Here is a 9647-nt window from a genome sequence, read left to right as displayed (position 1 = left end):
ACCGGGCATCTATGTCCGGGCGCACGGAACGCTGGATGACATGTGGCGGCACTTCAGAAAGTTCACACGCGTTCAGGATGAAAGCGGGAAGTGGTTCTTCTTTGCATTTTGGTCTTCACCAATCAGTACAAAGCTGTTTCTGCGATCTGATGAGAAAGCTATCCAGGCTTTCATTCGGCCGCTCTTTTTGATGCATGGGCGTGCACTGACCATCGTCACGGCTAGCCGTCAGGCCATTGCTACAGTTCAGGCCATCAGCCCCTTAAAGATCGAAAAACGATGGATTTTGACACAGCCAGTATGGGAGTTTATGCGGCAGTTACGACGCGAGCAGCAATTCGATGAAATCATCGGCATCACTTGGCGGCATACTGGCCCGCATGTCACAATAACCGAAGCAACAATGACCTCACGTTTACGCGACAAGCGTGATCAGTGGTTCAAAATTGGGTTCTGGCGTCGTGATCACCTGGCGAAGCTATGTACATGGGAGACGATGCTGGGCCCGAACTTTCTGGAAAGCTATGGAAACGGTGAGGTTTCTAGAGCTGCACATGCAGCGCAATCAGATCATGAATTAATCCAGAGGATAGAAAATTTTCTGGACGGGCAGGCGGTGAGAAAAGTGGATGCAGTGATATGAAGGGAACATACAAGATTCTTACACCAATTTGCGTTACCTTGGCGTGTCTTGCATTACTCGGAATGTCGGCGGTTGACGGAAGGCCTAAGACTCTTTCCATAGATTACAGTTCGCATATTGCAGTTCCTGCCGTCAACAAAATGGAATTGAATAATCGTATGATTGTCTCCAGGTCCCTCAAGGGACGAAGCGAAAGCGGAGGGATAGAGTATCTTGACAAGCAAGGGGATGCGCTTGTCTTTAATGTATTCTGGTATGATATTGTTAACGAGAAAGCTTATACCGCAAACGTTACAGTTGCGGCATCAGAATTATCAATCGTTGAGAGTCTTCCCGGCTATGCGACAATAGATATTGTGAACGGACCAGGTGCCGATGTGACCGTTACGACCATGAACAAGTATATTGCGAGCATTATTGGCAAGAGGAATTCCGGAAACATTATAACTCCACCAGATCAATACCCTCCCATCACCCTGCGAGAAATATGTGCCGAGGAATTGCCGCCCGAAGATATTGTCGCGATGGAGTTGGCGGCGGCGGCCAGGGATCCAAACGATGAAGAGATGCTTTCATCCATGATGGGCAATCGAGAACGCTATCTGATTGATAACCCGGTGCCAGCCTCGCGTTGTGCCGAGGGCGGAGAAAAATGATGGAAACAGGCGCTTCTCCCGATCCCGGCTTGGCGTAGAGCGTAGCCAGATCTGCCGCACAAGAAGCAGGCACGGCCCCGGTGGATACGGTCGCCGTTGGCTGCGAACTGCTCCGGGTTGGTATGTTTTTTGACGGTACTGGCAATTCTCGTGACCACGTTCCGGTGGGTGGCGTGACCTGGCATACGAATGTTGACTTGCTCGAGAGAATTTACCTTCCAGATCAAGGAAAAATCGAAGCCATCAACGGCCAATCAAGAAAGGTAAGCTATTCATCTATTTACATGCGGGGTATCGGAGTCAGGGCAAATAGCGATGGTGACGATTTTTTAGGCTGGTACGGCTTGCCACGAGAACCCCGCGTCATCAGTGGCGGCAAGCTGGTTCATATTCCCTCAGCCGGGATAGTGGCATTGCCAACTGGTACTGGTCTTGGTTGGGGTGCTGGACCCGAGGGCGTCGAAAGTCGCGTTCTTGAATCATATGTAAAACTTGAGAGTTATATACGCAAAGTAACGGGCGGAATTCAGCCGTGTGATATCTGGTTGGACGTATTCGGATTCTCCCGAGGTGCGGTTGCTGCCCGTGATTTCGCGAATGGTGTAAAGGATCAGGAATTTTCTTATGGCTCAACCAATATTCGCACAAAGTTCCTTGGGCTATTTGATAAGGTTTCATTCATGGGGAGCGGCGGCAATACCGGAAACCATGAGGGCGTATATCTGAATACCAGCGGCAATGTTTCTGAAATAATCGTCCACATCACGGCTAAAGATGAAATTCGTCGGTATTTCCCGCTTACATTGACAATGAGCGGTGAGCGCATAGAAATGGTTGGCTCCCACTCAGATATTGGTGGTGGTTACCTCCCCAATTCACCACCTAGCACATTTTATTTTACGGATATGGCCTATCCCGGAGTTCGCAAATATTTCGAAAGTCGCTGGGGGTTATCTATGCAGTATGTTGTGAGTAACGACAAAATTGATGTCGATGGGGATTTCATTATTCGAGGAGCTCCTGGGGATTTCGAATCTACCTCTGAAACGATAATTCAGAATACTGCTGATCACGGCCTTCAGTTTGTAAGTTTGCGCCTGATGCATGATCGCGCAGTCTCTGCTGGCGTTCCATTTCGTGCAAATATAGGCGATTCCATTGATGGCAAGAGTATTGGGATAGATAAAGATCTGGACAACTATTATCGTGCGCTGTGCAGAAATGACATTAATCAGGCTGAGATATTAGAATTGGAGATTCGAAAGAGATATGCGCATATTTCGTTCAACAATGAAACGAATCGCGGTGTATCGCCGAACCTTCCCGAACCAGACGCAGTGCGCAAGGTCGCGAGCCTGTAACAGCGCCCGTTGATTTTATTGAGGCTACCGTTTTTGCGAGGTTCAAGTTCCTGAGCTGATGGAGATGATGAGATCAATGGGTTATGACCCTGGCTCCGTCATGACGGCGATACTTCAAAAAAATCTTACGCCACCACGGTCGAGTATCTGTCATCGGGATAGGCGCGACCCCGGGCAACAAGGGGGGCAAGCTGATCCAGACGTTGCCCGCGCTCCTCCGCCAACGCCTCGGCCGCAGCCGCACGCTGTTCAGCTGCCGCCAATCGTTCGCGCATCGTCTCAATTTCCCCATGCAAGACATCGTTTGCACTTTTTCTTTCCTCCTGATCTTTCCTCGCGCGTCCTTGCAATTGATCTTTCTGCAAGAGCTTGCTTGCAAAGAGCGGAAAACACGGTGCAATTCTGACAGGTCGATCTGCCACGCGCCTGTTTCTGACTTAGCGGTTGAAATACGGAATTTTTTATCGCTCTGGTGATTGTTGCGGTGTTCAGGCCGGTTGCCGTTGCTGCCTCACCCGCGGTGTATCTCACGGCCTTGCGCCCGTTTGCATCACGCCTTGCCCCAAGTCTTGCATGCAAGAGCGGTTGCCTGTCCACTCATCAGGCGCAAAGTATCCGCCGCCCAGCTTTCCCCGATCATATCCGGCCCACCTTTGCGCCGAAATCCGAGAACAGTTTTTCGACATTGGCCGCATCTCGCTTGATGCCCCGATCTGTCAGGAACCGCCTGAAGCGGGTGGCAATCTCGTTGTTGTCCGTGTTGCATCCGGCCGCGCGCTTCAGGTCCAGAATGGCCGAGTGGTTCGACTCCTCCGCGATTTCACGAAAGACCCGGCCAAACCACCATTTCACCAGGAGGTGGCATGGGGGTCTTCGCGAGGATGATGGAGGGGCTGGCCTCCGAGGGCGCCGAGCACAAGACGGTCATGATCGATGTGAGCGGGCATGCGCCATCGGTTCGAGCATGCCCGCGCAAGCACCTCAAGGCGCACCGCACGGCTTCGAGCCTGCGGGCGAAAAAAGGGGGGGCGACGACCAGCACGGGCGTCTGATCGGGCGCGCGAAGGGTGGCTTGAACACCAAGCTGCACGCCATCACCGAGGCCAGGGGACGGCCGCTGAAGTTCTTCATGACCGCAGGTCAGACAAGCGACCATACCGGTGCTGCCGCCCCGCTGGGCAGTCTACCGGCCGCGGAGAGGCTGATCGCCGACCGGGGTCATGACGCCGACTGGTTCCGGGATGCGTTGAAGGACAAGGGGATACGCCCCTGCACCCCGGTCGGGGGTCGCGCGGCAAGCCTGTCCCCTACGACAAGCCGCGCTACCGCCGCCGCGACCGCATCGAGGTCATGTTCGGTCGGCTGAAAGACTGGCGCAGGGCCGCAACCCGCTATGACAGATGCGCCAGGACCTTCCTAACCGCCCTCGCCCTCGCAGAACCGTGATGTTCTGGCTTCGAGGATCAATGAGGCTGGAGACTAATCCTCAGGCCAGATCAAACCGGTCCGCGTCCATGATCTTCACCCAGGCCGCGACGAAATCCTGCACGAATTTCGCCTTGGCGTCGTCCTGGGCGTAGACCTCGGCATAGGACCGCAGGATCGAGTTCGAGCCAAAGACCAGATCAACCCGCGTCGCCGTCCATTTCACCGCCCCCGTCTTGCGGTCGCGAATCTCGTAAAGATCCTTGCCGGTCGGGACCCAAGAATAGGCCATGTCGGTCAGGTTGACGAAGAAGTCGGTCGTCAGCGCGCCCTCGCGATCCGTGAAGACGCCGGCCTTCGAGCCGCCGTAATTGGCGCCGATCACCCGCATGCCGCCGACCAGCACGGTCATCTCGGGCGCGGTCAGGCCCATCAGCTGAGTGCGGTCCAGAAGCATCTCCTCGGGCGAGACGGCATAGTCCTTTTTCACCCAGTTGCGATAGCCGTCGGCCAAGGGCTCAAGCACGTCAAAGGACGCGGCGTCGGTCTGCGCGGCGCTCGCGTCGCCCCGGCCCGGCGTGAAGGGCACACTCACATCGAAACCGGCGGCAATCGCTGCCTGCTCGATGCCGAGATTGCCGGCCAGAACGATGGTATCGGCGACCGAGGCACCGGCTGTGGCGGCCAGCGGTTCCAGCACCGACAGCACCCGGGCCAGACGCTCGGGTTCATTGCCGACCCAGTCTTTTTGCGGGGCAAGGCGGATGCGCGCGCCATTGGCACCGCCGCGCATGTCCGAGCCGCGATAGGTCCGGGCGCTGTCCCAGGCGGTGGTGACCATGTCCGAGAGCGACAGGCCCGAGCCTGCGATCCTTGCCTTGAGCGCGGCCACGTCATAGCCGGTCGGGCCGGCGGGGATCGGGTCTTGCCAGATCAGGTCCTCGGCCGGGACATCGGGGCCAAGATAGCGCGGCTTCGGCCCCATGTCACGATGGGTCAGCTTGAACCAGGCGCGGGCAAAAGCGTCGTTGAAAGCGGCCGGGTCCTTGTGGAACCGCTCCGAGATCGCGCGATAGGCCGGATCAACCTTCAGCGCCATGTCGGCATCGGTCATGATCGGGTTGTAGCGGATCGAGGGATCCTCGACATCGGCGGGCTTGTCCGCCTCAGTGATCGAGACCGGCTCGTATTGCCACGCACCAGCGGGGCTTTTGGTCAGCCGCCATTCATGGTTCATCAGCATGTCGAAGAAGCCGTTGTCCCATTTGGTGGGGTTGGTGGTCCATGCGCCCTCGATGCCGCTGACGACGGTGTTGCGGCCAATGCCGCGCTTGCCGGTCTTATTCAGCCAGCCAAGGCCCTGATCCTCAAGGCTGCCGGCCTCGGGGGCGGGGCTGAGATCGGCGGCGCTGCCATTCCCGTGCGCCTTGCCGATGGTGTGGCCGCCGGCGGTCAGGGCGACGGTTTCCTCATCGTTCATGGCCATGCGGGCGAAGGTCTCGCGCATCTGGGCGGCTGTTTTCAGGGGATCGGGCTTGCCGTTAACGCCCTCGGGGTTGACGTAGATCAGGCCCATCTGCACGGCGGCCAGCGGGTTTTCCATGGTCTCGGGCTTGTCGACATCGCCGTAGCGGGGGCTGTCCGACGGCGCCAGCCATTCCTTTTCCGCGCCCCAATAGACGTCCTTTTCGGGATGCCAGATATCCTCGCGCCCGAAGCCGAAGCCAAAGGTTTTCAGCCCGGCGACGTCATAGGCGATGGTGCCGGCAAGCTGGATCAGGTCGGCCCAGCTGATCTTGTTGCCGTATTTCTTCTTGATCGGCCACAAGAGGCGGCGGCCCTTGTCGGTATTGGCGTTGTCGGGCCAGGAATTCAGCGGCGCGAAACGCTGGTTGCCGGTGCCGCCGCCGCCACGGCCATCGGCCAGACGGTAGGAGCCCGCCGTGTGCCATGCCACGCGGGCGAACATGCCGACATAGCTGCCCCAATCGGCCGGCCACCAGTCCTGGCTGTCGGTCATCAGCGCCCGCAGATCGGCTTTCAGCGCCTCGACATCCAGCGATTTCAGTTCCTCGCGATAGTCGAAGCCTTCGCCCAGCGGATTGGTCTTGCTGTCATGCTGATGCAGGATGTCCAGATTCAGCGCATTCGGCCACCAGTCCACGTTGGACTGGCCCGCCGCCGTGACGCTGCCATGCATGACCGGGCATTTGCCGGCCTGTTTGATCTCGTTTCCGTCCATCTTGCTCTCCAATCCTGGCTATATTGCGAGGCAGGCCCTGCCGCCGGCCGCATCATCGTGCAGCTGCGACAGAACCGGGTTTCCAAGGAACCATAGCAAGCCACGGCAATAAGATAAATTTTCATTTTCTAATGCATCTGATATGTAGAGCTTATGAACTCATTGACTATGAAACACCTGCGCTACTTCGAAGCCCTTGCCCGGCATGGCCATTTCGGCCGTGCGGCAGAAGCCTGCGCCATCTCGCAGCCGGCGCTGTCGCTGCAAATGAAGGAGCTTGAGGATATTCTGGGCGCGGCGCTGATCGAACGCGGCACCCGCCAGATCAGCCTGACGCCCCTGGGCGAATCATTTGCCGCCCGCGCCCGCGACATCCTGCGCGCTGTCGATGAGCTGGCGCAGCTGGGCCGTGCCGCGCAGGACGCGCTGACCGGGCAGCTGCGGCTGGGCGTGATCCCGACCGTCGCGCCCTATCTGTTGCCCGGCATCGTGCAGGCGCTGGCCCTGCGCTATCCCGATCTGGACCTGCGCCCGCGCGAGGCGGTGACGCGGCGGCTGATTGACGATCTGGCCGAGGGGCGGCTCGACGCGGCCATCGTCGCCTTGCCCGTCTCGGAATCCGGGCTGGTCGAGATGCCCTTGTTTGCTGAGGAATTCCTGTTGGTGCGCCCGCGAAAGGATGCCGGAAAACCCGTCCCCAGTTCGGAGATGCTGCGCGAGATGCGGCTTTTGCTGCTTGAGGAGGGGCATTGCTTTCGTGATCAGGCGCTGTCCTTTTGCAAGATGTCGCCCTCGGTCGCGCGCGACATGATGGAGGGCAGCTCGCTGTCGACATTGGTGCAGATGGTTGGCGCGGGGATCGGCGTCACGCTGATCCCGCAAATGGCCATCGCCATCGAGGCCGGCTCGGCCCCGGTCACCGTGGCCCGGCTGGCCGCGCCGCGCCCTTCGCGCATGATCGGCATGGTCTGGCGCAAGACCAACCCTCTGGCCGCGCAGCTGGCCGAGGTGGCAGCGGCGGTACGCGCCGCAGCCCTTGCCGGCGGGGCGGGCAGCGGTCACGACGGTTTCGATCTGGAGCCGGAAGGCGGCCTACCGAAGGCATCCCGGGCTGAGAGCCGTACCCCATGAGATAGGGCAGGGCCAGTTGCGCCGCCCTGCGCCATCACGGTTTTTCGGATATGGTTAGGCCGAGCCCCTGCCGCCTTGGTCACGGGGGGCTGCGGCGCGGGTCAGCCGGTCGATGATAGCCGTGCCGATGCCATGATCGGGGATCGGCGCTACCGCGATGCTGTCCGCGCCGGACGCATCCGCACGATGCAGCAGACCGAACAATTCGCGCGCCGCCTCGGCCAGATCGCCCGAGGGGCTGAGGTCCAGAACCAGCGCCGCCCGTTCCTGCCCCGGCAGGCGCTTTGCGGCAAAGGTGATCAGCGCCTCGCCCGGCGCGACCTCATGCGCGTTCAACCGCACCCGCGCGCGCGGCGCGTAATGCGAACTGAGCATGCCCGGAGAGATCAGCACGCCGCCATCCCCCAAGGACGCGGCCACGTCATGCAGATCGAACCCGGCGGCCAAAGCGATCTGGTCGGGGGTGATGACGCCCGCGCGCAGGATGTCGATGCCGTCGGGTCGCACCCGGACCACGGTCGATTCGACGCCGATCTCGGTCGGGCCGCCATCGACGATCAGCGGCAGGCGGTCACCCAGATCGGCCAGCACATGTTCGGCGTGCGTCGGGCTGATCCGGCCCGAGCGATTGGCACTTGGCACCGCCAGCGGCAGGCCCAGCCGCGCGATCAGCTCATGGGCAAAGCCGCGCGGTGCCCGCACCGCCGCCGTCGTGCCCCCCGCGGTCGAGGCGCGGTCGATCCCCGGCCCCGGCAGCAGCGGCAGTACCAGCGTCAGCGGCCCGGGCCAGAATGCCTCGGCCAGCGCCCGCGAGCGCGGATCAAAGCGAACGTAGCGCTCGGCCATGGCGATATCCGCCACATGCGAGATCAGCGGATTGTGGCTGGGCCGGCCCTTGGCCTGATAGATGCGGGAAATCGCATCGGCCCGGGTCGAGGCCCCGGCAAGGCCATAGACAGTCTCGGTCGGGATGGCGACCAGATCGCCCCGCGCCAGCAGCTCGATCGCCGCATCCAGCGCGGCGGGATCGTCGGCGGCCAGAACGCGCGCCTGGACGGGGACGGTCATCGGCTCGCCTTTCGGTGGTTTTCGTTGCGCCGCGCGCTCATCGGGGCCCCCTTCGCTTGCCCCGACTGTTAAGGGCGGCGGCGCAGGGCGTCAACGCTTGGGCGCCTTGCGGGCCGAGTCGCGCCAGACTGCCGGATCACCGGCCGAAAACCGGGCTGAGCGCCCAAAATTTCGACCATCTGGCCGTGTATCGCGCGGCCGAACTATCCAAAAAGCTACGGTGACAAATCCGCATCTCAAGGCGATGCTGAAGGCATGTGAACGCCCGGTGTTTCCAAGGCGTTACATTCATATGGTGAAAGGCCTTTAGTTAGTATCCGAGGTTCAAGATGAACGCCTGGTGGACCACATCCGTCGCCATCAACCGTGCGCTTGGTGGTCAGAATTCAGAACCGCTTTGCTCGCGGGTCTATCGTCAGCCCCCGTCGATCTGGAGAAGCGCCTTCATGGTCCTGATGGATCAGGCCTTCAAGGAATCGGCGCATTGCGAGAACATCCATTTCCGCTGGCGCGACCGTAGCGGCGCCTGAAGACGGCACGCGAATTCGCGGCAAAGCTGTAGCACGACCGGGCCGGATTTTCCGGCATTTCGGCATTTCCGCTGCGGCGCAGACGGGGCGTGCGGCAAGGCATTAGGACCGCTTTCCGGCCAGGTATCTAGGCATTGCCGAAAGTTGAAATTTTCCCCTTGCGCTCCCCGGCGGCCCCTCTTATACGACGCCCCACGCAAGCGGCGCAACGCGCTGCTTGGACCTCCGGTGGGGCCATAGCTCAGTTGGTAGAGCGCTTGAATGGCATTCAAGAGGTCAGGGGTTCGACTCCCCTTGGCTCCACCAATCATCTCATGGCAAGTGCCAGATAGATCTTCCATTAATGACAGCGGATTGTCCGTTTTGTTGGGAAATCTGTTACTGTGAGGAAATCCGAAGCCGGTAGGGATCACTCTGCTGGCTTGTTCGTTATGCGTGGGGAAGGGCGTTGTAGCAGCACTCCCACCTTGGAGGATTCACATCGTGAATCCATGCGTGTTGATTGCCACTGAGATTTGACCCGGCATTGTCACCGAGAACTGACCCACCCAGTGGTTATGTTCTGCGTGTTATGATGGCGTCAATGCTAGT

At 59.7% G+C, this 9647-nt stretch carries 9 protein-coding genes, 1 tRNA gene and 1 pseudogene; 7 read left to right on the top strand and 4 right to left on the bottom strand.

The features are described 5' to 3' along the window. The 3 genes from DFP89_RS20440 to DFP89_RS19335 form a co-directional block, all read left to right on the top strand. Positions 1 to 643 (top strand): hypothetical protein (locus tag DFP89_RS20440; protein WP_220269888.1); only part of this gene is annotated, 643 nt, incomplete at its 5' end. Next, a complete protein-coding gene (locus tag DFP89_RS20210) occupies positions 640 to 1299 on the top strand; it encodes a hypothetical protein (RefSeq protein WP_147273364.1) in 660 nt (219 codons plus the stop codon). The genes DFP89_RS20440 and DFP89_RS20210, both read left to right, overlap by 4 nt. 80 nt (positions 1300 to 1379) lie before the next feature. Continuing rightward, the gene (locus tag DFP89_RS19335) at positions 1380 to 2660 is read left to right on the top strand and encodes a DUF2235 domain-containing protein (protein ID WP_114350953.1); all 1281 of its coding nucleotides are present in this window, start codon (positions 1380 to 1382) and stop codon (positions 2658 to 2660) included. A gap of 125 nt (positions 2661 to 2785) precedes the next feature. On the opposite strand, the gene DFP89_RS20205 is transcribed toward DFP89_RS19335, so the two are convergent. Further along, positions 2786 to 3082: a hypothetical protein gene (locus tag DFP89_RS20205; protein WP_220269887.1), complete on the bottom strand. Its 297-nt coding sequence runs from the start codon at positions 3080 to 3082 to the stop codon at positions 2786 to 2788. A 214-nt stretch (positions 3083 to 3296) separates the two neighbouring features. Continuing rightward, entirely contained in the window at positions 3297 to 3512 is a 216-nt protein-coding gene (locus DFP89_RS19330) for a hypothetical protein (RefSeq protein ID WP_114350952.1), read from the bottom strand. Positions 3513 to 3523: 11 nt separating this feature from the next. Between DFP89_RS19330 and DFP89_RS19325 the strand changes: the two are divergent. Then, a pseudogene (locus DFP89_RS19325) lies at positions 3524 to 4117 on the top strand (IS5 family transposase); the annotation flags it as partial. A gap of 29 nt (positions 4118 to 4146) precedes the next feature. On the opposite strand, the gene katG reads toward DFP89_RS19325, so the two are convergent. Beyond that, a complete protein-coding gene (gene katG / locus DFP89_RS19320) occupies positions 4147 to 6327 on the bottom strand; it encodes a catalase/peroxidase HPI (protein ID WP_114350951.1) in 2181 nt (726 codons plus the stop codon). A 153-nt stretch (positions 6328 to 6480) separates the two neighbouring features. On the opposite strand from katG, the gene DFP89_RS19315 reads away from it, so the two are divergent. Further along, complete coding sequence (locus tag DFP89_RS19315; protein ID WP_114350950.1) at positions 6481 to 7458, top strand: hydrogen peroxide-inducible genes activator; 978 nt, start codon at positions 6481 to 6483, stop codon at positions 7456 to 7458. Between the two features lie 54 nt (positions 7459 to 7512). Here the strand turns inward: DFP89_RS19315 and DFP89_RS19310 are convergent, their stop codons facing one another. Then, a complete protein-coding gene (locus DFP89_RS19310) occupies positions 7513 to 8526 on the bottom strand; it encodes an L-threonylcarbamoyladenylate synthase (RefSeq protein WP_114350949.1) in 1014 nt (337 codons plus the stop codon). A gap of 329 nt (positions 8527 to 8855) precedes the next feature. On the opposite strand from DFP89_RS19310, the gene DFP89_RS19305 reads away from it, so the two are divergent. Together DFP89_RS19305 and DFP89_RS19300 are read left to right on the top strand one after the other, a co-directional pair. Continuing rightward, positions 8856 to 9056, top strand: a complete 201-nt coding sequence (locus DFP89_RS19305) for a hypothetical protein (RefSeq protein WP_114350948.1) — start codon at positions 8856 to 8858, stop codon at positions 9054 to 9056. A gap of 230 nt (positions 9057 to 9286) precedes the next feature. Next, a tRNA-Ala gene (locus DFP89_RS19300) sits at positions 9287 to 9362 on the top strand. Positions 9363 to 9647 lie beyond the last annotated feature (285 nt).

It is taken from the genome of Paracoccus lutimaris (genome assembly GCF_003337565.1).
Taxonomy (GTDB): Bacteria; Pseudomonadota; Alphaproteobacteria; order Rhodobacterales; family Rhodobacteraceae; genus Paracoccus; species Paracoccus lutimaris.
This window is presented reverse-complemented; position numbering and strand designations above follow the sequence as displayed.

Excerpts from the sequence above, each read along its gene's own strand:
- DFP89_RS19310 (WP_114350949.1), bottom strand. The coding sequence starts at position 8,526 with ATGACCGTCCCCGTCCAGGCGCGCGTTCTGGCCGCCGACGATCCCGCC.
- DFP89_RS19315 (WP_114350950.1), top strand. The coding sequence starts at position 6,481 with ATGAACTCATTGACTATGAAACACCTGCGCTACTTCGAAGCCCTTGCC.
- katG (WP_114350951.1), bottom strand. The coding sequence starts at position 6,327 with ATGGACGGAAACGAGATCAAACAGGCCGGCAAATGCCCGGTCATGCAT.
- DFP89_RS20210 (WP_147273364.1), top strand. The coding sequence starts at position 640 with ATGAAGGGAACATACAAGATTCTTACACCAATTTGCGTTACCTTGGCG.
- DFP89_RS19305 (WP_114350948.1), top strand. The coding sequence starts at position 8,856 with ATGAACGCCTGGTGGACCACATCCGTCGCCATCAACCGTGCGCTTGGT.